At 42.3% G+C, this 24,086-nt stretch carries 21 protein-coding genes; 6 read left to right on the top strand and 15 right to left on the bottom strand.

Going from position 1 to position 24,086, the window contains the following annotated elements:
• Positions 1-119 precede the first annotated feature (119 nt).
• The 6 genes from ACRHOZ_RS09870 to ACRHOZ_RS09845 form a co-directional block, all read right to left on the bottom strand.
• On the bottom strand, positions 120-425 hold the full coding sequence (locus ACRHOZ_RS09870; RefSeq protein WP_431125174.1) for a hypothetical protein: 306 nt from the start codon (positions 423-425) through the stop codon (positions 120-122).
• A gap of 662 nt (positions 426-1,087) precedes the next feature.
• A complete protein-coding gene (locus tag ACRHOZ_RS09865) occupies positions 1,088-2,626 on the bottom strand; it encodes a DUF4301 family protein (protein ID WP_431125173.1) in 1,539 nt (512 codons plus the stop codon).
• The gene (locus ACRHOZ_RS09860; protein ID WP_431125171.1) at positions 2,623-3,189 is read right to left on the bottom strand and encodes an AAA family ATPase; all 567 of its coding nucleotides are present in this window, start codon (positions 3,187-3,189) and stop codon (positions 2,623-2,625) included. Before ACRHOZ_RS09860 ends, ACRHOZ_RS09865 begins: the two co-directional genes overlap by 4 nt.
• The gene (gene pnuC, locus ACRHOZ_RS09855; protein ID WP_431125169.1) at positions 3,144-3,782 is read right to left on the bottom strand and encodes a nicotinamide riboside transporter PnuC; all 639 of its coding nucleotides are present in this window, start codon (positions 3,780-3,782) and stop codon (positions 3,144-3,146) included. The genes ACRHOZ_RS09860 and pnuC overlap by 46 nt, the downstream gene beginning before the upstream one ends.
• On the bottom strand, positions 3,766-4,026 hold the full coding sequence (locus ACRHOZ_RS09850; RefSeq protein WP_431125167.1) for a YkoF family thiamine/hydroxymethylpyrimidine-binding protein: 261 nt from the start codon (positions 4,024-4,026) through the stop codon (positions 3,766-3,768). The genes pnuC and ACRHOZ_RS09850 overlap by 17 nt, the downstream gene beginning before the upstream one ends.
• 45 nt (positions 4,027-4,071) lie before the next feature.
• Positions 4,072-4,713 (bottom strand): 4'-phosphopantetheinyl transferase family protein, encoded by a 642-nt coding sequence (locus tag ACRHOZ_RS09845; protein WP_431125165.1) that lies wholly within the window; start codon positions 4,711-4,713, stop codon positions 4,072-4,074.
• 73 nt (positions 4,714-4,786) lie between these two features.
• On the opposite strand from ACRHOZ_RS09845, the gene ahcY reads away from it, so the two are divergent.
• Entirely contained in the window at positions 4,787-6,103 is a 1,317-nt protein-coding gene (ahcY, locus tag ACRHOZ_RS09840; protein WP_431125163.1) for an adenosylhomocysteinase, read from the top strand.
• A 70-nt stretch (positions 6,104-6,173) separates the two neighbouring features.
• On the opposite strand, the gene ACRHOZ_RS09835 is transcribed toward ahcY, so the two are convergent.
• The 3 genes from ACRHOZ_RS09835 to ACRHOZ_RS09825 form a co-directional block, all read right to left on the bottom strand.
• Positions 6,174-8,066, bottom strand: a complete 1,893-nt coding sequence (locus ACRHOZ_RS09835; RefSeq protein WP_431125161.1) for a peptidase M61 — start codon at positions 8,064-8,066, stop codon at positions 6,174-6,176.
• Positions 8,067-8,151: 85 nt separating this feature from the next.
• Positions 8,152-8,907: a LytR/AlgR family response regulator transcription factor gene (locus ACRHOZ_RS09830; protein WP_431125159.1), complete on the bottom strand. Its 756-nt coding sequence runs from the start codon at positions 8,905-8,907 to the stop codon at positions 8,152-8,154.
• Between the two features lies 1 nt (position 8,908).
• Entirely contained in the window at positions 8,909-9,985 is a 1,077-nt protein-coding gene (locus ACRHOZ_RS09825; RefSeq protein WP_431125157.1) for a sensor histidine kinase, read from the bottom strand.
• Between the two features lie 252 nt (positions 9,986-10,237).
• On the opposite strand from ACRHOZ_RS09825, the gene ACRHOZ_RS09820 reads away from it, so the two are divergent.
• Positions 10,238-12,619 (top strand): TonB-dependent receptor, encoded by a 2,382-nt coding sequence (locus tag ACRHOZ_RS09820; RefSeq protein ID WP_431125155.1) that lies wholly within the window; start codon positions 10,238-10,240, stop codon positions 12,617-12,619.
• Positions 12,620-12,663: 44 nt separating this feature from the next.
• Here the strand turns inward: ACRHOZ_RS09820 and ACRHOZ_RS09815 are convergent, their stop codons facing one another.
• On the bottom strand, positions 12,664-13,248 hold the full coding sequence (locus ACRHOZ_RS09815) for a DUF3332 domain-containing protein (RefSeq protein WP_431125153.1): 585 nt from the start codon (positions 13,246-13,248) through the stop codon (positions 12,664-12,666).
• A gap of 119 nt (positions 13,249-13,367) precedes the next feature.
• Here ACRHOZ_RS09815 and ACRHOZ_RS09810 point away from each other — a divergent pair, with 119 nt between their 5' ends.
• Together ACRHOZ_RS09810 and ACRHOZ_RS09805 are read left to right on the top strand one after the other, a co-directional pair.
• Entirely contained in the window at positions 13,368-13,853 is a 486-nt protein-coding gene (locus tag ACRHOZ_RS09810; RefSeq protein ID WP_431125151.1) for a DUF1569 domain-containing protein, read from the top strand.
• Positions 13,846-14,982: a D-TA family PLP-dependent enzyme gene (locus ACRHOZ_RS09805; RefSeq protein ID WP_431125149.1), complete on the top strand. Its 1,137-nt coding sequence runs from the start codon at positions 13,846-13,848 to the stop codon at positions 14,980-14,982. The genes ACRHOZ_RS09810 and ACRHOZ_RS09805 overlap by 8 nt, the downstream gene beginning before the upstream one ends.
• A 2-nt stretch (positions 14,983-14,984) precedes the next feature.
• On the opposite strand, the gene ACRHOZ_RS09800 is transcribed toward ACRHOZ_RS09805, so the two are convergent.
• The 5 genes from ACRHOZ_RS09800 to ACRHOZ_RS09780 all read right to left on the bottom strand — a co-directional run bounded on the left by ACRHOZ_RS09800 (position 14,985) and on the right by ACRHOZ_RS09780 (position 20,453).
• Entirely contained in the window at positions 14,985-16,007 is a 1,023-nt protein-coding gene (locus tag ACRHOZ_RS09800) for a phytase (protein ID WP_431125147.1), read from the bottom strand.
• 61 nt (positions 16,008-16,068) lie between these two features.
• Positions 16,069-18,879: a TonB-dependent receptor gene (locus ACRHOZ_RS09795; RefSeq protein WP_431125145.1), complete on the bottom strand. Its 2,811-nt coding sequence runs from the start codon at positions 18,877-18,879 to the stop codon at positions 16,069-16,071.
• A gap of 183 nt (positions 18,880-19,062) precedes the next feature.
• On the bottom strand, positions 19,063-19,323 hold the full coding sequence (gene rpmA, locus ACRHOZ_RS09790) for a 50S ribosomal protein L27 (protein WP_138837476.1): 261 nt from the start codon (positions 19,321-19,323) through the stop codon (positions 19,063-19,065).
• 25 nt (positions 19,324-19,348) lie between these two features.
• Positions 19,349-19,903: a 50S ribosomal protein L21 gene (gene rplU / locus ACRHOZ_RS09785; RefSeq protein WP_431125143.1), complete on the bottom strand. Its 555-nt coding sequence runs from the start codon at positions 19,901-19,903 to the stop codon at positions 19,349-19,351.
• 103 nt (positions 19,904-20,006) lie between these two features.
• Entirely contained in the window at positions 20,007-20,453 is a 447-nt protein-coding gene (locus ACRHOZ_RS09780) for a DUF4199 domain-containing protein (RefSeq protein WP_422349301.1), read from the bottom strand.
• 178 nt (positions 20,454-20,631) lie between these two features.
• On the opposite strand from ACRHOZ_RS09780, the gene ACRHOZ_RS09775 reads away from it, so the two are divergent.
• Together ACRHOZ_RS09775 and ACRHOZ_RS09770 are read left to right on the top strand one after the other, a co-directional pair.
• Complete coding sequence (locus ACRHOZ_RS09775) at positions 20,632-21,954, top strand: M16 family metallopeptidase (RefSeq protein WP_431125141.1); 1,323 nt, start codon at positions 20,632-20,634, stop codon at positions 21,952-21,954.
• A 1-nt stretch (position 21,955) separates the two neighbouring features.
• Positions 21,956-24,028, top strand: a complete 2,073-nt coding sequence (locus tag ACRHOZ_RS09770) for a M16 family metallopeptidase (protein ID WP_431125139.1) — start codon at positions 21,956-21,958, stop codon at positions 24,026-24,028.
• Positions 24,029-24,086 lie beyond the last annotated feature (58 nt).

Raw genomic sequence — 24,086 nt, 5'->3', positions numbered from 1 at the left:
TATACGATACCGAAGTACTTTAAGATGTTGAAACTTTGGTAAAAAAATCACAAAAAAGAGGCCTGCAATTGCAGGCCCCTAACTAACCAAACTAACCTAACACGTTAATCAAACTCGGCCTATAGCTCTATCCAATTACCATCGGCATCTGCATAGACAGTTCCGGAGGCCCCATCCTTTAAGGATAGTTCCAATTTGAACTGATTAGATTCGTTTTTATATGCCTTGTTAATGGTTGCAGTTGGATAATCTTTTTTCACGGCCGTTATAACCGCGGCCGGGAGGTCCGCAACATCAATTTCTTGAAAGTCTTGGGTTAGGGCAATCTCCGTAGTAACACTTTCAACCTCATTGATAGCTACATCTTGGGCAAAAGCCGATAGACCAACAAAGGACAAAACAGTGGTTAAAATCAAATTTTTCATGGTATTCTATTTTTTAAATTAAACGTGCTTTATCCAAAGAAAAATTGATGCCATCAAGCTTATTCCAATCCACTACTTATCATAAATACTGATTATCAGTTGTTTATTGGATTTCAGCTTGTAGAGGAAGTGTGTAATTATGTATATCCCAACTCCTAAATTGGTTACTTTTTACACAAAAAAAGGCTGCCGAAGCAGCCTTAGAATTGCCAGCGTATCACCGCCCCATACTACAAAGAGATATGATCGCTGGCGTTATGGACAACGCATGGTTAGTGTTTGCATAGCATTATCCTTTTTCTTTTAATTTTTTTGCCCTGTATTCCCTTCTCAAAAAAGGTACCACCAAGATGAGAGCTATGAGAAATGACAAAATGCTCAATGTCAGAACTATGGTAAATAGCATTTTCAGTGTTTCTGATATATGGGACACCTATTTTTCAAATAGGTCACAAAAAAAGGTCGTACTACGTACGACCTTTTAACCAAATCAACCAACCAAAAAACTAAGCGTCCAAGCTTAGTGGTACTTTATATTTTTCAGAGAGCAGGGTGCTCTCGTTATACCCTTGTACTTATAAGACACTATTTTTTTTGATAGGTCACATTGGGTCAAAAAAAAACCCCAAAAAAGGGGCTTTATCTTATTATTTCAGAAGGGATTATACTTGATGTGTTGGCTTTAGAAGGTCATTTACCGTTTTTACGGGATTGAAGGTCACTAAGGGCACTTCAACGAAAAGCGTGTTCCAAAACGCCATGGCGCCATTCCAAAGACCTGGTAGTTCCAGAGCTTTGAGGGCTTTCCCTTCTTTGGTCTTTTCCGTAATAAATCCTTGTTTTTCATCCACAAATTCAAGTAGATTGAACTTTTCTCCCTTATAATTGCGGACTCCACACACCAAATCAACGGGGTTAAAGTGGGTTGAATTCTTCAAAATGGAAGCTTGTTCACTATTGGCCATATCTATTTGGGCCGATTCGATGATTTGAAGCGATACGTTGCCCTGGTCATCCTTGATCCAAAAAGGGCCCCCACCAGGTTCTCCTTCGTTTTTGACCATTCCGCATACACGTATAGGCCTGTTAATTCTATCTTTAAGGGCTTCCAATTGCCCTTGGGAATCCAAGCCATTATAGTTTTCTTCAAAACGAACGTTGAGCTCTTGCTCCAAAAAGGACTTTATTTCCTCCTTTTCTGCATCGGAAACACTTCCCTGATCAAGTTGTTTAGCGTATGCAAACGCCTTATCCTGGACCCTTTTCAAAACTCCTGCGAGCATCTTCTTGCTATTGGAAACAGCTTCCAGATTTTGATCTATGACCACGTTGTCAATGTTCTTTATAAAGATGATATCGGCATCTTGATCATTTAAATTCTCAATCAACGCCCCATGACCCCCAGGCCTGAACAAAATGCTACCGTCGCTATTCTTAAAGGGTTTATTTTCCATGTCAACGGCCACAGTATCCGTAGAAGGTTTTTGATTGGAATAAGAAACACTGAATTCCGTATTGGTATTGTTGGAGACCCTTGGTCCTGCCGAAGCATGCTCCGCTTTGAACATCGCGTCATGCTGCTCAGAAATGGTAAAGTGCAAATTGGCCTTCCCACCAGTTTTGGCATACAAGGCAGCTTCTTTTAAGTGTTCTTCAAAAGGCGTTGCGCCAACTTCCCCATATTGGTGAAAAGGGAGCAATCCCTTCGGATAAAATCCATAGTTTAAACCATCCGCAACCAACATTTCCTTGACAAACAGATGGGCTTCCTCATCTTTGGAGGCGGCTTTGCCTTGAATTTTGTTCATAATTAGCTTATAAAACGGAAAGGCTTCCATTGCTTCAACAAACTTTTTCATCGCCTCATCCCCTGTGCTGTCCAGATAGGATTCCAAGGATTCTTTGGATGGGTCAAAGGCATCCAAAAAATTAAAGGTGGCTTTGAACATTCTGGATGCGGCTCCGGAAGCAGGCACAAACTTCAAAAGCTCAAGGTCCCCCCTTGCACCTTCAAAATAGGCAATATGCTCAGCTTGCTCAGCTTGGTTAAATTGCAATATCCCATCGGAAACAACAGCAGCCTTTACCAGGTTCACAAATGGGATTCCCGCCTTGAAAGTAGCGATTTGGTTATTGACTTTTTCCTGGGAAACACCTTTTTTTTGAAGCTGTTCCAGGTCTTTTTGGCTTAGGTTGATCATGCTTTTTGGAGAAGTTTATCAATGTGTTGGACTGCGGCTGTTAGCCTTGTTTTCTTATCTCCCTTCAAGATAACGAAATTCCGATTATATTTTTTCAAGGTATCATGGAAATATGCAAACATTCGCTCCCTTTCATTGGGCTTATCCCGTAAATCATCCGCTTCCCAAGGGGTGTCAATATAGGTTAGGAAATACAGGTCATAGGTGTTTTCCAGCGCATACTTTTCCAGAACTGGATCGCAGTAGCCCAAATAGTAAGCCTCTGAATACACCTTGGTTTCCAATAAATCTGTATCACAAATAAGGACGTCTGATGCTTTTTTGGTCAACTCGTTCTCCAGTCTAATCTGTCCTTCCGCAATGGGCAATAGGTCCTTGGGCTCGCAAGTTTTCCGTTCATTGTTCCATTTGTTCTGCAAATATTCGCGGGCATATTCTGGAACCCATACCGTATTGTACTGCCTTGCGAGCTGCTGGGAAAGGGTAGTCTTGCCGGTGGACTCGGGTCCAAAAAGCACTACTTTAACAAGGTCTGAGGGCTCTTGCCCAAGTTTTTCTTCCATGCCTTATAGCCATAAATGGCAATTATGGTTAGCAAAAAATAGAGCAGGGAACTAAAAATTAGTCCCTTATACCAATACAAGGGTACAGTAATTACATCCCCTATAATCCAATATACCCAGTTCTCCAGTTTTTTCTTGGCCATTAACCACATCCCAACAAAGAAAATGGCTGTTGTTATGGTATCAACATAGGCCGTCCACACATTGAACTTATCTGCCGCCGTATAAACAATGGAGACAAAAATCAAGGTTCCCACAAACAACAGAACTGACCATTTTTTCTCATTTTTCGTGGTTTTTGTAATGGGAACAAAATGGGTTTCATCTACTTTTCTAGTCCACAGGTACCACCCAACGATGCTCATGATAAAATAGTAGGTGTTGATGAGCATATCACCCAGTAAACCATAAAAAAGCAAAATATATGCTGCAATTCCAGTTCCAACAATTCCGGTAGGGTAGACCAGGATATTTTCCCGTTTGGAATACCATACACTGAGCAACGCAAAGACCACACTGATCAGCTCCAATACAACAATATGCGTTGGAACGCCTTGGTATTGCGAAAAAATCCAATCAAAAATGTGGCTCATACCCGCTTCGGTCAGATTTTACAAGCTTCATGCTCAACACCACATGTTCCAATTGCTCAAAGCTTTGCTTTATTTCGGATTGAAGCAAGCCCATTACTTCATCATAATCTCCGTACACTTGGGTACTCAATGGATTTTCAAGAACCTGCAGGCCAGATGCCCTTAACTTTTTGATAAAAGCTATAATCGGAGGTTCAAAATTGTCCTGAAGAGGAGTCAAGGTAAGTTCAACGGAGATTTTCATGGGTAATGCCGAATATTAAGCAGCAAAGCTAGTAAAAAGACCCTATCAGTTACCCATCATTTTGTGTGCAAATACACAAGTGAAACCTTCAAACTCCAAAAACTCGACTCCGTAGTGGGATTTTTTACCCTTGTAAGCAATTTGGGCTACCGTGCGTTTGTCATCAAAGGCAAAATCCATCACATCTATATGCCTAAGAAAGCTAAGTCCCTGTTCTGCATAAATCTTGTATAGGGATTCCTTGGCACCCCAAACAATGGTCAGTTTTCTAATAATGGCCTCGGTATTGGCCAAGGTGCGGTATTCTTCCAGGGGTGTAAATTTATGGGCTATCCTAAGAATCTTTTCCCGTTGCATTTCAATATCGATTCCTACCTCGTCCGTTTTGCTTAGTATAATGCCTGTGAAATTACGGGAATGCGTAATGGAAATATGGTTTCCATCGTGTAGGTGAGGCTTTCCAAAATCGTCGTAGAACATGTCGTTGTCCACATATCCCGCTTCTGCCATTAAATGCCTGATACTCCAAAAAGCCCTGCGATGAAGCTCCGACTTCATCCCTTCTATCCTTTTTTGGCAATGCGGGGTAAGTTCAATGCCTTTGGAAAGTTCATCTTCCGGTTCGGTGACCTTCCAAACATATACGGATGTAGTTGGCGAAATAGGTATGGTTTTGTATAATGGCACGACTATTAGTTAGGTGATTCGTATCTTTGCTGACTGTTAGAGCTAAGCTACATAAAGTTAATTAAAATAAAAGATGAGCACAAAGACAATTCCCTATGTACCCTTTAAGGTAAAAGACATTTCGCTTGCGGATTGGGGGCGAAAAGAAATTGAACTTGCAGAGGCGGAAATGCCTGGTCTTATGGCGTTGCGTGAAGAATACAAGGATGAGCAACCGTTAAAAGGTGCCCGCATAGCGGGATGCCTGCACATGACCATCCAAACTGCTGTTTTGATAGAGACCTTGGTTGAATTGGGTGCCGATGTGACCTGGAGCTCCTGTAATATTTTCTCGACCCAGGATCACGCAGCCGCAGCCATTGCAGCTGCCGGAATTCCCGTTTATGCTTGGAAGGGCATGAACGAAGAAGAGTTTGACTGGTGTATAGAACAAACCCTGTTTTTTGGCGAGGACAGACAGCCCTTGAACATGATCTTGGATGATGGTGGGGATTTAACCAATATGGTTTTGGATCAATATCCGGAATTGGCTGCTGGAGTAAAGGGTCTTTCTGAAGAAACTACAACTGGAGTACATCGCCTTTACGAACGGGTCAAAAACGGAACCCTTCCCATGCCAGCCATCAACGTGAACGATTCTGTGACCAAGTCAAAATTTGATAATAAATATGGCTGCCGCGAGAGTGCGGTGGATGCCATCCGAAGAGCCACGGATACCATGTTGGCGGGGAAACGTGTTGTTGTTGCCGGTTATGGTGATGTAGGTAAAGGAACTGCAGCCTCTTTTAGAGGTGCCGGAGCCATTGTTACCGTTACGGAAATTGACCCCATCTGTGCCCTACAAGCTTGTATGGACGGATACGAGGTGAAGAAATTGGAAACTGTTGTAGGTAACGCCGATGTTGTGATTACCACCACAGGAAACAAGGACATCATCCGTGAAGAGCATTTCCGTGCTTTGAAGGATAAGGCCATTGTGTGCAATATTGGACACTTTGACAACGAGATCGACATGGCCTGGTTGAATGGTGCCTACGGTAATACCAAAGATGAAATAAAGCCCCAGGTGGATAAGTATACCATTGATGGTAAGGACGTCATTGTTTTGGCGGAGGGAAGATTGGTCAACTTGGGATGTGCAACTGGACATCCAAGTTTTGTAATGAGCAATTCGTTTACCAACCAGACCTTGGCCCAAATTGAGTTGTGGAAACATAGCGACAAATATGGCAATGAGGTATATATGTTACCGAAGCACTTGGATGAAAAAGTAGCCAAGCTGCACCTATCAAGATTGGGAGCGGAGCTTACCGAACTTAGGGAAGATCAAGCCGAGTACATCGGTGTTACGGTACAAGGCCCCTATAAACCAGATTATTATAGATACTAGATTTTTTTAGGTATCGTCAAAAAAAAGGCCCCGACAGATATCGGGGCCTTTTTTATCTTGTTAATTGTTCCTATCCCTTTAACCAAGCATTCCTAAGTTCTTTTTGGGATGCCGTTGCTTCTGGGTTTTCCAACAATGTTTTGGCTTTGGTATAAGAGGGTGTGGTGGTTGTGTTGATCAAAACTTCCTCTCCTTCCCGCAATAGCACCACTTCTATCTCTTTACCGGGTTTCCACGAAAACACCTCGCCAAAAACTTGGTTTGCATTGGCCAAATTCACCTCGGTACCATTGATTGATTTAAACAAATCATTAGGTTGTGCCCCATTCTCAGTCCAGAAACTGTTGTTCGTTACCAAATCATTAAACTTGATTCCACCCTTTTCACGGTCGGCCCCAACAATCAAGTTTCCTGCATTTTGAATATAGTTGGTCTCAACCTTGGCTTCTCCAAAGTGTAGTCCAACCTTCTCAAAGAATGCATCATAATCAATGGGCGTTGTGCCCTTCACATGAGTGGTCAAGAATTCTCCAACCGCTGGATATGTCATTGCCGTAATTTCAGCGACCAAGTTATCGTCTACAAAAGGCCTATTTTTTCCATATTTTGCGGATAGTTCTGCCATAAGGGAGCGAAGACTTCGCTGACCTTTACTGTTTTCCCGCATTAAAATATCAACACACATGCCTATAAGCGCTCCTTTCAGATACACATTGGCATAATTTTCTTTGTACGGGCTTTCCAATATGTTTTCACTCATTTGGGTAAAACTCATGGAATCATCATAACTGGATCGGGAGCCGTTAATTTTTTGGGTCGTTCTGGAAAAGTACTCAGGCTCGTCAATTAAACCTTCGTACACCTGGAAATGCTGCGCAAAATATTCGGTTACCCCTTCATAAAGCCATAAATGCTTGCTAAAAGTAGGTTCGTTGTAATCAAAGTAATGGACATCCTCAGAATGTACGGACAAAGGAGTGACGATATGGAAAAACTCGTGCGCCACAACATCTATCATGGACTCCGCCAAAGCCTCTGGTTGCATATTTTCAGGAAGCACAACCACGGTTGAGGTATGGTGTTCCAAAGCTCCAAATCCTTTTGGAGAATCTTCTTTTTCAGTATCTGAGAGGTACAGTAGAACATCATAACGGGGGGTACTGTCCAAATCTCCCAAATACTCTTTCTGGGCCAGCATCATTTTGTATACCGTTTCCTTTATCTCTTTGGCCGTATGAACCTTATTGGGAGAAAAAACACTCAATACAATTTTAATGCCCCCAACCATAAATTCCTCTACTTCAGTTTCTCCATACATCATGGGATTATCTGTCACCTCAAAGTAGCGATTGGCATAAAAAACAGAGGTTGCGTTCTTGCCATCCTCACTTTTGGAGGTGTTGATTTCCTGTAATGGCGACGTATAATTAAACGTATCGGGAGCGGTAATTCCAATTTGGTAGGCATTGTTTTTAAGGGAATCAAAATAACCCACAAAGCCATGAAGGTTGAGCATTACCTGTTTCGGTTCAATGTTTGTCCCTGAGGGTGAAAATGGCACCTCATCTCCTATGCCTCCTTCAATTTCTTGGTCAAATGTATCGTTGACCCAATAGATTATTTTGTCAAGGTTTTGAGCGTTGGGGAACACCCAGGTATTCGTGTCTTGTTTTGTTGCTGCCACTTCATTGCCATCATAGTCCATCCCTTTCAGTCCCTCAATATATTTTCCAAAATCGGAGACCGCATAGGTTCCTTGAACCACTCTTGGCAATCTGTAGACCACTGTATCACTAATAAACCTTCCTGGGTTAATGGTAACCTGAACTTTATCGTTCTCTAGGTTCACCAAATCCAATTGGGCCGTGATGGGATTTTGGGTTGCTAAATCATTTGATATATTCTTGGTTTTGCAAGACATGGCCAGTCCTGACAAAACCATCAGTGTAAGAAACCTTTTCATCCTTTTACGTTTTTAAGATTAATGATAAGCGAATATAGTTAGAAAAGCGCTCAAATGCTGATATGTCTCCTGTAAGGGTGATTTGTTACATATCCAACCACTTTTTAAAGTTGGTGGTCCGTTCCCTGGACACAATTACCTGTTCTTCTTCCTTTGGAAGAAGTTTTAGCAGCAAGCGACTGTTAAAGTAACTATGAATTTCAACCACTGCCCTCACTGAGACCATAAATTTGCGGTTGATCCTAAAAAAATGAATGGGATTCAATATGTTTTCCAGCTGGTCTATGGTGTATTCAATAGGATAACTCTGCCCGCCATGGGTATACAAACATATCATCCCCTCGTGCGATTTGAAAAAGGCAATATCCTCCACATTAAATGACCTAAACTGATTGCCCACCTTGACCATAAACCGATGCTTGTACTCCTTATGAAATAATTGTTTAAGATGTTCAAGATTCTCCGTGGAGCCTCGACCATTTTGGGTCACATTTTTTTTGAACTTCTCCAAGGCCGTTTTCAAGTCGGACTTAACAATGGGCTTTAGTAAATAATCCACCCCATTGTATTTAAAGCCACGGATGGCAAACTCATTATAGGCGGTAGTAAAAATTACCGGCGGATGATCGTCCACACCATCTAAAATGTCAAATCCGTAGCCGTCGTTGAGCTGAATGTCCAAAAAGACCAGGTCGGGGAGTGCGTTTGATTTAAACCATCGGGTTCCGGTTTCCACAGAGTTGATGTTGGCCAAGATTTCAATCTCAGGGGCCAGCTCTCCCACCAACTTGGTCAATCTTTTGGCTGCAAATTCCTCGTCTTCTACGATTACTGCCTTCATATTAAGATATAGCTATCAGATTCATGTCGGTAACTTCCTTATCCAACAAGGGAATGATCACTTCAAAGAAGTTTTCTTCCTCTCGGACCAAAACCTGTTTATTGGTATAGTAAGAATATCGCTTTTTAATGTTTTTCAATCCCAATTGGGTGGTTTCTTCCTTTAGCTTTCTTTTTCTAAGGTTGTTCCTAACCGCCAAGGCATCATTACCAATAGTTGAAATCTGGATTTCCAAAGGTTTTTCCTTGCTGTAGTAGTTATGCTTCAGTGCATTTTCCACCAACATTTGAACCGATAAGGTGGGTATAAGAAATTGCTCAGATGACTTTTGGATTTCCGATTTGATGACCACCGCATCCCGATGTCTTACGTTCATCATAAAGACAAAGGCATCCAAAAAGCCCAACTCTTTTTTTAAGCTTACCAGATCTTGTTCCCGATTATCCAAAATGTAGCGATAGCTGGATGCCAACCGGGTCACAAAGTCCGAAGCCAAGTCCCGGTCCTCGTACATCAAAGAAGTAAGCGTATTTAAACTGTTGAACAGAAAATGGGGGCTTATCTGGTTCTTCAACGAACTGTATTTTGAGGCCAACATTTCCCGCTTCAGGTCTTCCATCTGTTTGGCAAGCTCTTCCCTTTGGGTCATGGAAAAATGGAACATATTAAAGAAAATCACGGTCAAGCCCAGTAAAGTGGCCCTAAAGAAATCCGTAACAAACTCTACTGGCGGAGGGTCATCACAAATAATCCCCCAACGCTCCCTAAAGACAAACAAGCCCAAATAATAAATCAAAGCAGTTACTGGGGCCAACAATGCCATGTTTTTTCCAATGATGATCAAACTACTTCTAAAATCAAGCCCGCCTTTCAATCGTTGTTTTCTGAGGAGCCAATCATTGGTCTCCCAAGTAAACATGAAAAGGAAAAATGCAGTTACATAATAGAAAATACTCGTGGGATTGAACAATCCCCCAACAGCATCATCATCATGCTCCATGGTTGTCTTTACCAGAAAAAAGACCACATTGATCACCAACAACCGAAACAGTATTTTATATATCGCCTTTTTCTTCAACGTAAAATCATCTTGGCGTAAAGATACACATGCATGGGGCTTCCCACCGAAATCAACCCATTGAACCGTCAATAATCCCATTGAATTGTCAGGAACTGGACTTATTTGGCCAAATGGGGGATCCAAACCTTTCCAATGAGCCTTAAGGGACAGAATATCAGTTCAGGAAGCAAATAAGCAATTCACCCATTCTGCCACCAGACAATCCAAAGGATTCCAAGACTTTCGGAGAAACAAAAAAATAAACCCATCATGAAAAAAACCATTTTGGCCCTAGCGCTGATGATCTCTTCCTTGGCATTTGCGCAAACAGGAGTTATTAAAGGAGTTGTTTTGGACAAACAATCCGAAAACCCATTGGAAGGGGCCACCATAGAGCTTCTCAATGTGGATGTTGCTACAGGCGTAATTACCGATTTAGACGGTCGATTTACCCTAAAGGATGTTCCCATTGGCAGGCAAAGCATCCGAATAAGTTATTTAGGCTACGAGAATTCCTATGTGCCCAATATTGAGGTGACCACGGGCAAGGATGTACAGTTGAACATTACCCTGACCGAAAGTTTCAACACCCTGACCGAAGTGGTGGTGACCTCAAACTCCAACTTGGACAAACCTAAAAACAAAATGGCCACAGTATCTGCCAGACAATTTGGTATTGAGGAAGTGGGTCGTTTTTCTGGCGGTCGGGGAGACATCGGCAGATTGGCCGCCAATTTTGCCGGGGTCTCTGCACCAGATGACAGTAGAAACGATATCATTATCCGTGGAAATTCCCCCACCGGACTGCTTTGGCGTATTGAAGGGATTCCAGTTCCCAATCCCAATCACTATTCCTCCGCCGGAACAACCGGTGGCCCGGTATCCGCCTTGAATCCCAATATGCTCAAAAATTCGGATTTTATTACTTCGGCGTTCCCAGCGGAATATGGCAATGCCATAGGTGGGGTTTTTGACATTGGCTTGCGAAATGGGAATACGGACGACTATGAGTTTGCGGCCCAGGTAGGTGCGTTTTCCGGGGTGGAAGCCACAGCAGAGGGCCCTTTGGGTGATAAAGGTTCTTTTTTGGTTGCAGGAAGGTATTCGCTTGTCGGTTTGATCGGGTCAGCCGGGGCGGGTACCTCCGCTAACCCAAATTATGGGGATTTCTCCTTCAATCTGAACTTTGGAAAAGGCAAATTGGGAAGTTTATCCCTGTTTGGTATTGGGGGAACTTCGGATATTGAATTTTTGGGTGACAATATTGAAGCGGACGACCTATTTGCAGCAGAAGACGAGGATGCCTATGTGGAATCCGGTTTTGGGGTCATCGGAGTTAAACACACCATTCCCTTTGGGAAAAAGTCTTACTTAAGAACCGTTGCTGGTTTTTCCACTTCTTCAAGTAAGTATACTGCCGATCGTTATTTTGAGAAGGACACCCCACAAGAAACCCTTCTGCTGTATACTAAAGATGACGAAAAGGAAAATCGGTTTACATTTTCCACACTATTCAACTCCAAAATCAATAACAAGATAACCTTCAGAACTGGCCTCCAATACGAAAACCTTGCTTTGGATTACAGCAATCAAGATCGTGAGGAGCAAGCTGATTTGGATGGAGATGGCTTTTCCGATTTGGTAACCTTGATAGAAATGGATGAAAGCCTGGCCTTATATCAACCTTTTGCCCAAGGTCAATTTCGACTGTCCAAGAAACTTACCTTGAATGCTGGCGTGCATGGACTATACAGTGACCTGAACAAGCAATTTGTAATGGAACCAAGGGCCGGACTTAGTTTTGAGGCCAATGACAAGCACCGATTCAGTTTGGGCTATGGCTTGCATTCCCAAAACAATCCAACGCCTATTTTGTTTTTGAATGAAGAGATCAATGGTACCCCAGTACAATCCAACAGGGATTTGGAATTTGTGAGAAGTGCACATTACGTCTTTGGATATGATGTAAAATTAGGGGATAAATGGCGCGCCAAACTGGAAGCTTATTATCAAGACATTGATAACGTTCCTGTGGACCGATTTGCCTCCAGCTACTCCACCCTGACCGAGGGGGCCGATTTTGGATTTAGCACAGATGCCATTGACCTGGTCAACAACGGAACTGCATTCAACCAGGGTGTTGAGCTGACTTTGGAAAAGTTCTTTAGTCAGGATTACTATGTGCTACTGACCTCCTCGTTCTACCAAAGTAAATACACCGGTAGTGATGGTATAGAACGTAACTCTCCTTTCAACAATGGGCAGGTTGTGAATTTGCTGGGGGGTAAGGAATGGGCTGTTGGTAAATCCAAAAAGAACAAATTCTTTGCAGATACCCGAATTACCTATTCAGGAGGAAGATATTATACCCCAATAGATCTGGAAGCCTCCAGGAATATGGGTTATGAGGTATTATTTGATGATTTGGCCTACAGTCAACAATACGACAGCTATTTTAGGTGGGATGTAAAGCTGGGGCTTAAGATAAACAGCAAAAGTAAAAAGCAGTCGCACCAGTTTTATGTGGACATGCAGAACGTCACCAACAAAAACAACATCTTTTCCAGAAGATACAACAGACTAACCAACAATATTGATCGAGAGGACCAAATAGGTTTCTTCCCGGATTTTGGTTATCGTTTTCAGTTTTAGTGTTGAAAAACCCCATGGTAAACCATGGGGTTCTTTTATCATTCTTAGTTGGCTTCTGCCAACATTCCCTCGGAATAATAACAGAGCTTGTTCTCTTTCAAAATTGCCAAGCCCTCTTCCCTTGAATCCAACGGATTTATCTTGACCTGGGTGCCATCTGGCATGTACACAATGTAGAACCCTTCCTCAAACGAGGACAATCTAATCACCTCACCATTGGGTCTAATGGCATTCCAAGATTTTTCATCAGGTTTGTACACCAAATCAATTTTCTTGCCTTTTTTAGGCCCTTCCACAACCGTAACCTGAATTCTATTTTTGGTGGCTACCATTTTAAAGGTGTTTCCATCGTGTTCCACCATTTGGGTCTCCGACTCCCCATCTTTCATAGCAATGGGATTAGATCCCGACCAGAACTCAATAACATTGAAAATAAGGGCGTCCCCCAAGAAAAACAACCCATACACAGGTACAATGTTCAACCCCCAGAAAATGAGGTTATCCAGAAACTTGCTATCGGTAAGGCCCTGGTTCCAATCTTTCAAATTATTGAAGGCCCTGAAAGAGCCCAAACAACTGGAAAACAAAATGGCACACGACAACATTAAACAACTAATGACTTTCTTCATGATAAAAAATTTTATAGTTAACGTTTCTAAATCTACAAAAGATTTGCTCCAAAAGGATTACAGTTTCCATTTTGCTTGATGGAATTTCCTAGCTTTATGACATTGTTTAATTTGCCCTTTTGGCTGCAGATAAAAAGTCGCACTTGTCTTTTTTAGATCCGGAATTTTCCAAAATAGCATCTTACATTTCACATAGGGATGCCATAAATCCCAAAGTGTCCAAAGTGGATGTTGCTTGGCATTTGGACCATATGCTAAAAACGGTTATTGTGATCTGCAAATCTTTGGAGGCTTCAAAGCCAGAGGAATATAAATCCAATTTTAATTTTACCAGGACAGTCATCTACGCTTGGGGCGATTTCCCTAGAGGGGTAGCCAAATCCCCTAGGGTGGTAAGACCTCCGGATGTTATTCTGACCGAGGATCTCCATCTTCAAATTGACGCTGCCAAAGTAGGCTTGATAACAATCCAGGGTTTGGATGAAAATGCCCATTTTGAGCATCCCTATTTTAGCGTTATCAATAAAAAACAAAGTATTCGGTTTCTAAAAATCCATACCCGACATCATTTAAAAATTGTCAGGGACATCATTAAAAATGCATAGAAAACAAGTTAAGCCCATGAATGAACATTGGTTCGAAATAACAAATGTCAACACGGTAGATTCCCCCTCCATTGCTTTATATAAACAAAATTTACAGTTTAATATTGGTCACATGGTCTCTTTGGTAGATGGCCAAACGGACAGGCTTATGCCGCATATCAAAACGAATAAAATGCCGGAAGTGATGAAAATGCTGCTGGCATCCAACATTACCAATTTTAAGGCCTCCACCATTTCCGAAGCGGAAATTGCGGCAGAGGTCGGGGCAAAGTCCGTTTTGATTGCGCATCAATTGGTTGGACCCAAAGTGAGCCGTTTTTTGGACTTGAGCCTCCATTTCCCCAATACGAGGTTCTCTACTATCCTGGACTCCATTGAAACTGCTAAAATCTTGAACGAGGAAGCTACCAAAAAAGGGATAAGCGCCCATATATACATTGATGTGAACAACGGTATGAATCGTTCTGGAATAGAGGCTGGTCAAAATTTGTTGGAATTGGCTGCGTTTATTTCATCTTGCGCTTCTCTTCATTTTACGGGCTTACATGTGTACGATGGGCATTTAAGAGATGTTGATTTTAACCGACGAAACCAAAAAATTGAAACAGGACTGGAAGAAGTTTCCAATTATTTTGAAACCTTGAAGCAAGAAAATCCCAAGCTTAAAATGATTTGTGGAGGTACCCCTTCCTTCACCTCCCATCTTCTGGACAAAAGTAGAATTACCAGTCCGGGAACCTGTGTGCTTTGGGATCTAGGCTATTCCGAAAAGCTTCAAGAACAGGAGTTCAAATATGCCGCCCTTGTGGTTACCCGAATTATTTCCAAACCTACGGAGGGAATCATCACGGTGGATATGGGACATAAATCCGTAGCTCCTGAAAATCCCATTGACAAGCGCATTAAATTCCTTAATCTAAGCGATTATCAACTGCTTTCTCAAAGTGAGGAGCATGGCGTGATCAAGGTTTCTGATTGGGATCAATTTCATATAGGGGATGTACTTTACGGGGTGCCCTACCACATTTGTCCAACCATCAACCTTCATGACGAGGTCTCGGTTATTGATGGTGGACAAAAAGTGGATTCCTGGGAAATTAGCGCTCGGAAGCGAAAGCTCCAGTTTTAATCTTATTCAGGGATTTCCAAAAATCGGGATAAATCGTGATAGTAAAAGTTGCGTTCATCATTCATGGACACAAACAATCCTTTAGGAAAGTTTTCGTTTAATGGAACCGTAACCACATCGCAACCATCAGTTTCCAGGGTCGTCAAGTTGACTGCCTTTATAAACGAATTGTCTTTTCTGGAAAAAATGTTGAATTCTCCCAACTGCTGGTTGGAGACGATCAAGTAACCCTCACCATTTGAATATTTTGCTATAGCAATACCTTCAATATCCTCCAAGAAAAGTTGCCCGCCAAAACAGGACAATTCCTCATTTCCCTTGTTGGGTTCTGCATGGTACTTTCTGATACAAACCCCTTCGTCCGAATAATAAATGTATCCAAGTTCATCATCCACAGCTATGGCCTCAATCTCTTTTTGTCCACTGAACTTGCCAAACTTTCGGGCCAAGCTTGCTTTAACACTGCCATTGGTAGTCTCCAATGCATATTGATAGAGGTATCCATCGCTTGGGCCTGTTTTTCTTCCTACCACGGCATACACGGTAGCATCCACTGGAGATTTATACAGACTTATGCCCATGGGCAGTTTTTCATCAAATGTGTTGGCATCCTCAAAAACGGGAAAACCTCCCCCATCCAATGGGGTCATATCAGGAACCGAGAACACCCTTATCTGCTGTTTTTCCCTTTCGGTAAAAGCCAAAATGTCAACCAAAGTGGAATCATTGAGTTTTAAGCCATATTCCACGTCCACATTATTGGGTCTTTGAATATTCAAAATGGATTTATCCTTGATGATCTTCCCATCCAAATCAAAGGCATAAATACCTCCGTTGGTTTCTTTATCTGTTCCAAAAACAATGCTTTTGGATGCATCCTGCGGATTTACCCAAATAGCCGGGTCATCTGTATCATTGACAGTGGCTTCTGTGATTACATCAGGTTCTAGAGGTGGTAAATTGCTTTTGGTGGAACAGGCCACAAAAGTCAAGATCAAAAGAATTGAAAGAATATTGAACTTCATAGAAACAAATTAAGACAAAAGCCGCCCAAAGGGCGGCCTTAAAGACATTTACTTTGGTAGGTTATTTTTTGAACAAGTCATATTTCAATCCAAACGTCAATCGTTTTTCATAAAACTCTACCTGTTGCGTACGGTTTTCAACACCTTGATAGTAGCGCAAAGGTTGATTGGTAAGATTGTTCAAATCTGCGTATAGTCGCAGGTTTTTGTTAATGGTAAATGAAGCGTTCAAGTCCACAAAGAACTGTTTATCGTAGTATCTATCCTCAAATGAATTGCCGCCCAGTTCATCTATATAAGCATCCGAGAAGTTGGTGGACAAACGAATACTGAATTTTTTATCGGCATATCCCAAAGATCCATTGAACATGTTGGGTGCCGTTCCCGGCAGGTCAATATCCTCACGAATTTCATCTCCGTTTCGGATGCCATCCGTAGAAGAAGTCAATAAGGTATAATTAAGATAGATGCTAAAGTTTTTGGCAAAACCTGGCAAGAAATCCAATTGTCTCTGGAAAGCAATTTCGGCCCCAAATATGGAAGCACTATCCCCATTCAAAGGTTGAAAAAGATCAAATCCAGTAGCCGTATCCTCAGACAGGGAGACATAGATGAAATCTTGGATGTCTTTGTAAAAGATCCCTCCAGATATAATCCCTACTGACTCAAAGTAGTGTTCGGCCATCAAATCAAAGTTCATGGAGGTGGTAGGATCCAACTCGGCATTTCCGGTCTCTACTTCCTCATCCTCATTGATCACATTACGGAAGGGTACCAAATCCACATAGTTGGGTCTGGCAATAGTGTTGGTCCACGCAAAACGCAATACGGTGTTGTTGCTTGGGTTGTATTTGAAGTGCACGCCTGGCAAGAAGTTGGTATAGGAACTTTCATCCCTGATCTGGTTAAAGCTGTCAAAGTCGCCCTCATCATCAAAAATAACCTCATTGCCCAAACTGTTGATTTTGGTGTTTTCCACACGAAGACCTGCCAACATGGACAACTTATCCGACAATTTTTGGTTGGTCATCACATAACCAGCGTAAACTTTTTCATCCACATCATAATTTCCGGCCAAAAACTCATCCTGAACCGCGGTGGTGTCAAATAGTGTATTATCCGAAAAATTTAGGTCGCCCAAAAATTCCGGGGAAACGAAATTGCCAGCAGCATATTGGCTTCCTGCCAAGAAATCGGATTTGGAATAGTCCCTTGTTTCCACATCGGCCAAGCTTTCAAACCCACTGATGGGTTCAGCTTCTGTAAAATCATTGTCACGTACTTTATTTTTGGACTTATATCTTCCGCCAAACTTCAGGGTTCCATCCCCAGCTCCAAAAATGTCCAAGGGCAATTCAAAGTTCAAGAAGGCGTTAACATCTTCTTCTTCCGTAAACTGGTTTTCTTCGGTAAACTCTTTCAATTCAAAATTGGCCAAGGTAGCATCCGCAGCGTTAGAGGGCCTAAAAGACGGATATCTAGGATTGTTCAAATCTGCATTGATTCCAATGGCATCCCCAATTTCATATTCGGCATATCTTTCGTTGGGACGTTCTTCGGATGCCTTGGCATAAGATCCCATCCAATCCATTTTTAGGCTGCCAAACAAATGGTTGCCCCCCACGCTATAGTTCTGCATGCGTTGGTCTTCCAAACGCGTGTTTTTGATTCTACCTCCAGGAATTCCCCCTTTGGTCTGTCTTCGGATTTCGCCTTCGTAACCCACAATGTTTTCAGTTCCATCCGCGAAAATCGGCTCAATGCTTCTAAAGCGCAAACGAAATCTGTTTTCACGGTCATCCCTCCAATTGTACATGGTTTTGATGAAAACGGTGTTGTTGGCATCGAATGCATAATCCACGTTGGCGGAAAAGCTTCTGCGGATACGTTGCACCAGATAGGTTCTGATATCCGATTCCTCCACAAAAGGATTCACATCAATATCTTCCTCTGTCAAGGGGCTTTCGGCTTCATTGACCCATTCCGCCTCCACATTGTCGGAACCAAAATCAACATTGTTATAGGAGGCTGCGACCATCCAACCAAATTTTTTGTTTTTGGAGCGGTCACCCAATAAAAAACTACCATTATATATAGGTTCATCATTGATCAGGCTAACCCCTGACCCCAAAGTTGCAGACAACCTGAAACTCTGTGGGGACGAACGGGTAACCAAATTGACCGATCCTCCAAGGGCATCACCATCCATATCAGGAGTCACGGCTTTATTCACCTCAATGGTTTGGATCATATCCGAAGGAATCAGGTCCATCTGTACATTTCGGTTGTCACCTTCGGCAGATGGAATTCGGCTACCGTTTAATGTTACGGAATTTAACTGGGGAGCCAATCCTCGGACAATTACATTTCTGGCCTCTCCTTGGTCCACTTGCATGGTGATTCCAGGGATTCGCTTAACGGCGTCCCCAATGTTGGCATCCGGGAACTTTCCAATTTGATCTGTGGAGACCACATTGGTGATGTTCAAGTTGGTTTTTTGGGTATTTAATGCCTTGGCTTGGCCGCTTAATCCGTAGGCGGTCACTTGTACTTCCTGCAATTCAACATTGCTCGGGTTCATGATCAGGCTTACTACGGTAGTTTCACCAGCTACCACGTTCACTTCTTGTTGAATAGGGGCATAGCCCAAATACGAAATTTGCAAGTTGTGGGTTCCCTCGGGTACATTGACCAGGGTGAATTTGCCGTCAAAATCTGTAATGGCTCCCTTGCCCAAGTCCGAAATGAGAACATTGGCTCCAGGTACATAAATCCCATTATCATCTGAAATGTTTCCTTGGATATTTCCCGTTTGGGCATAAAAGGATAGGGGAATAAAAATCAGGATAAAAATCTGTAAATACTTCTTCATTTTCTAAGTGGTTGATTCAGACCACAAAGAAATTGGATATAGCTGGAAAAGGCAGTTAGCTAATTTTTAAGAATACGTAATGTTTAGCGCTTATAGGGAAGCATTTTAAATTGGCTTAACACTGGGCTAACAAAAAACCCCCACTAAAAAAGTGAGGGTTTGTACATTTTATTACCTAAAGTGTTATGCTTCAAAAGGCTCTATGGAAACAAATGATTTTCCGCCTGCTTTTTTCTGAAACTTAACAATACCATCTACTTTGGCATGTAGGGTATGGTCTTTACTGGCGTATACATTTTCACCAGGATTGTGCTTGGTACCACGTTGTCTAACAATGATGTTACCGGCAACAGCGGCCTGTCCACCAAAAATCTTTACGCCAAGGCGTTTCGATTCTGATTCTCTACCGTTTTTTGAACTACCTACACCTTTCTTATGTGCCATGATATATAAATTTTAGTTCTTTATCTTATTTGTTAAGCGCTTCGATCAATTCCGCTTTTTTCATGGAAGAAATACCTGCAATTCCTTTTGCTTTGGCCATTTCTTTCAACTCAGCAACCGTTTTGGAACTTAAATCCTCTGCGGGCTTCTTAGCAGCTTCTTTCTTTGGAGCGGCTTTTTTTGGAGCTTCTGCTTTTGCCGCAGCTTTTTTGGTTTCAGCAGCAGGCTTTTCTTCTTTTGCTTTTGCTGGGGCAGCTTTCTTGGCTCCCTTTGCAATGATCCCTTCCACAACGATCTCGGTTAAGGACTGTCTGTGTCCATTTTTAACACGGTATCCTTTACGTCTTTTCTTTTTAAAGACGATTACCTTGTCTCCTTTTAGGTGCTTAACTACTTTGGCTTCAACAGCCGCACCTTCTATGACTGGGGCGCCAACAGTTACGTTACCTCCGTCATCCAAAAGAAGAACTTTATCAAAAGTCACTTTTTTACCTTCCTCGGTCTGCAAACGGTGAACGTACACTTTCTGGTCTTTTGCAACTTTAAATTGCTGCCCTGCCATCTCTACAATTGCGTACATAATGCGTTAATTAGATTATTTTACTTTCGCGTTGCTAAAATTAGCGGGTGCAAATATACTGCTAAATCCTTAATCTACAAGTAATCTTGGGGCAATTCCCCATTTATTTTTTAAGATTGTTGGAGGTTTTGAACAACTGCATAAACGATAAGGTAAGAACCAAGGTTGTTGCAAAGCCCATAATAGCCACAGTGAAGAACACTATTCCCTCAAAATTGCTGTAATCCTTGGACCAAACCTCCGAAAGATCACTTAGAAAAGTACTGCTCAGTTCTGTGGAATAAAAAGCAAAGAAAATGGTGAACAGCAAGGTGGCGATAAAACCCGTTGTAACACCTGCTGTAAATCCTTTACCATAGGTAAACGACTTCCCTTCCCGCATTTTGGTGTATTTGATGGTCTCATAAATGCCAAATCCTGTAATAACCCCATTAAAAAGGCTAAAGAATACATTGGTGTGCTTTCCCATGAGCGCCAAAATGAGGAAATACGCCATCAAACAGGCGCTGGTTACGATGCCAAACCGGATGGGGAGGGTGAGATTTTTCATTTTGCTAAATTTTCGGGTGGATCCTTAAATTACTGAATGTTGACGACTTATCCCACAATTTCTTTTTAAAAGAGCCTTTGGGAGTCCCGATCTTCTGATAACTTTATTCTATATTTAACGTAACATCAATCATAAATTCCGCACTAATCATTTTAATATCTTAAACGTACTATTTGATATGAAACAACATATTGTATTGGCATTGTTCCTATTCACTGCAGGAAACTTAATGGTAGCCCAACAAGTTTCTTTTGAGGAATATGACCTGGACAATGGGCTACATGTGATCTTACACCAAGATAATTCAGCTCCCGTGGTAACTACCGCCGTAATGTACCATGTGGGCTCCAAGGATGAAGACCCAGAGAAAACCGGGTTTGCACATTTCTTTGAGCACTTATTGTTTGAAGGAACCAAAAACATAAAAAGGGGTGAATGGGATAAAATCGTGGCTTCCAATGGAGGAAGTGGAAACGCCAACACCTTTCTTGATCGAACCTATTATTACGAAACCTTTCCCTCTAACAGTTTGGAAACAGGACTTTGGCTGGAATCCGAACGATTAATGCATCCAATTATAGGTCAGGTTGGGGTGGATACGCAGAAAGAAGTGGTTCAGGAGGAACGGAGAACAAGGGTGGACAATTCACCTTACGGGGCTTTCTTTGAAGTCCTACTAAAAAACCTGTACACCAAGCATCCGTATCGGTGGGGTGTGATTGGATCTTTGGATCACTTGGCTAGCGCAACCCTCGATGATTTCAAGCGATTTAATCAAACCTATTATGTGCCCAACAATGCGGTTTTGGTGGTAGCGGGTGATTTTGAAACTGCCAGAACAAAACAAATGATCTTGGACTATTTTGGCCCCATTCCAAGAGGAGCGGAAATTAAAAGAAATACAGTTGTTGAAGATCCCATCGTAAATACCAAAAAGGCAACTTATTACGACCCCAACATCCAAATTCCCGCCATATTGTTGGCCTATAGGACGCCAGGGCAGACGGAACGTGATGCCTATGTCATTGACATGATATCTACCTATCTCAGTGATGGGGAAAGTTCCAAGCTTTATAAGAAATTGGTGGATGAAAAGAAGATAGCGCTACAGGTTTTTTCTGTACCAATAGTTGCCGAAGACTATAGTTGCTATGTGGTTGGTGGATTGCCCGTTGGGGAGAATTCCATACAGGACATTAAAAATGAGATTGATGCCGAAATTCTCAAAATCCAATCCGAGCTGATTTCTGAAAAAGATTATCAGAAACTCCAGAACAAGTTTGAAAACAATTTTGTCAATGCAAACAGCAGTATTTCCGGAATAGCCAATTCGTTGGCCGAAAACTATATGCTGCGGGACAACACCAATTTAATCAATACCGAAATTGAAATTTACCGCTCCATAACCCGGGAAGAAATTATGGAGGTTGCCAAAAAGTACCTTAAGGTGAACCAAAGAGTGGAGTTAGAGTATTTACCAGAACAAAAAGATGCCAATTAAAATGAAAAAGTATATTGTTTTTTCCGTACTGTCCATGTGCATGGTGTTTTCCTATGCCCAAATAGATCGCAGCACCCCTCCCAAACCTGGGCCAGCTCCAGAGATCAATCTCAAGGAACCTGCAAGGTTTGAGCTGAACAATGGATTAAAAGTGATGGTTGTTGAAAACCATAAACTCCCAAGGGTATCCATGCACCTCACCATTGACAACCCACCTATTTTGCAAGGAAAAAAGGCCGGTGTTGCCGACCTCACTTCCAGTCTTTTGGGAAAAGGATCCAAAACCATTTCCAAAGAAGATTTCTATGAGGAAGTCGACTTTTTGGGTGCGAGTATAGGTATCGGTGACCAAAGTGCCTCGGCGAGTTGCTTGTCAAAGTACTTTCCAAGAATACTGGAGCTTATGGCAGATGCTGCCCTGAATCCCAATTTTACCCAAGAGGAATTTGACAAGGAAAAAGATCGGATTCTTACTGGAATCAAATCGGAGGAAAAAGATGTATCCGCCATCGCAACAAGGGTTCAATTGGCCCTAGCCTATGGTCAAAACCACCCGTATGGGGAAATTACCACGGAAGCCACGGTGAACAGTGTGACCCTGGCGGATGTGGAACAACACTATCGCTCCTATTTTGTGCCCGCCAACGCCTATTTGGTTATACTGGGGGATGTGGATTTTGAAACGGCCAAAGAACTGGTGACTACCTATTTCACCCCTTGGTCCAAGGCAACTCCGCCATCGTTTAGCTATGCAAAACCAACGGATGCCCAATACAATCAAATCAATTTTGTGGACATGCCCAATGCCGTGCAATCGGAAGTGGCTGTACAAAACATTACCGAGCTTCAGATGAAGGATGAGGACTATTTGGCCGCACTTCTCGCCAACAGAATTCTGGGCGGGGGTTCCCAAGCGAGATTGTTCAAAAATCTAAGGGAAGATAAGGCTTATACCTACGGATCGTATTCGGGAATCAGGGCCAACAAATACAGTCCCATGCGTTTTAATGCCTACGCACAAGTTCGGAACGCGGTTACTGATAGCTCTGTTGTACAAATACTAAAGGAAATAGACAGTATTGCCAAGCATCCGGTTTCCAAGGAGGAACTGGCCAATGCCAAGGCCAAGTATGCCGGTAGCTTCGTTATGGCATTGGAAAAACCTGAAACGGTGGCCAATTATGCCTTAAATATCCAGACAGAGGGTTTACCTGGCGATTTTTATAAAACTTATTTGGAGCGAATCGATGCTATTACCATAGAAGATGTGCAGAAGGCCGCCCAAAAGTACTTCTCCACCAGCAACGCCCGGATTGTTGTTACCGGCAAAGGCAGTGAAGTCCTGGAAAATCTTGAAAATGTATCTTTTAACGGCAAAAAAGTGCCTGTACTGTATTATGATGCATACGCATCCAAAACAGAAAAGCCTGACTATTCCGCTCCCTTACCTGAAGGAGTAACGGTTACATCCATCCTGGAAAAATATATGGAGGCCATTGGAGGTAAATCCAAATTGGAGAACGTGGAATCCTATGCCTTGACCGCGGAAGCCGAAATGCAAGGGATGACCCTGGAACTTGAAATGAAGAAGACCAGCAGTTACCAATTTATGCAGGACATCAAGGTTATGGGCAACTCGGTTCAAAAACAGGTATTGGATGGTGACAAAGGATATGCCATGGCCCAAGGTCAACGAAAAGACCTAACCCCAGAGGAAATTGAACGAATCAAAGAGGAATCAGCGGCTTTTCCAGAACTCAATTATCTCGCAGCTGGCGATATTACCATAGAAGGAATAGAAGCTGTAGGAGATAAAAAGGCGTACAAACTTAAAATCACTGAAAACAAGCATTGTTACTATGACGTGGAGACTGGTCTCAAATTGCAGGAAGTGAGTATCGAAGATGTTCAAGGACAGGCCATGACCAATACTTTGGCATTTGATGATTATCAAGAAGTATCGGGAATTAAGTTTCCTTTCAGTATGCGGCAGACATTTGGCCCACAGAATTTTGAGTTTGTGGTCAAGGAAATCAAGGTCAACGAGGGTGTAAGTCCTTCCGACTTTGAATAAAAGGTATAAAAATTATTATTTGAGAAGACGCTCCAATTCAGGAGCGTTTTTTTATTCA

Source organism: Flagellimonas flava (assembly GCF_050617915.1).
Classification (GTDB): Bacteria; Bacteroidota; Bacteroidia; order Flavobacteriales; family Flavobacteriaceae; genus Flagellimonas; species Flagellimonas flava_A.
This window is presented reverse-complemented; position numbering and strand designations above follow the sequence as displayed.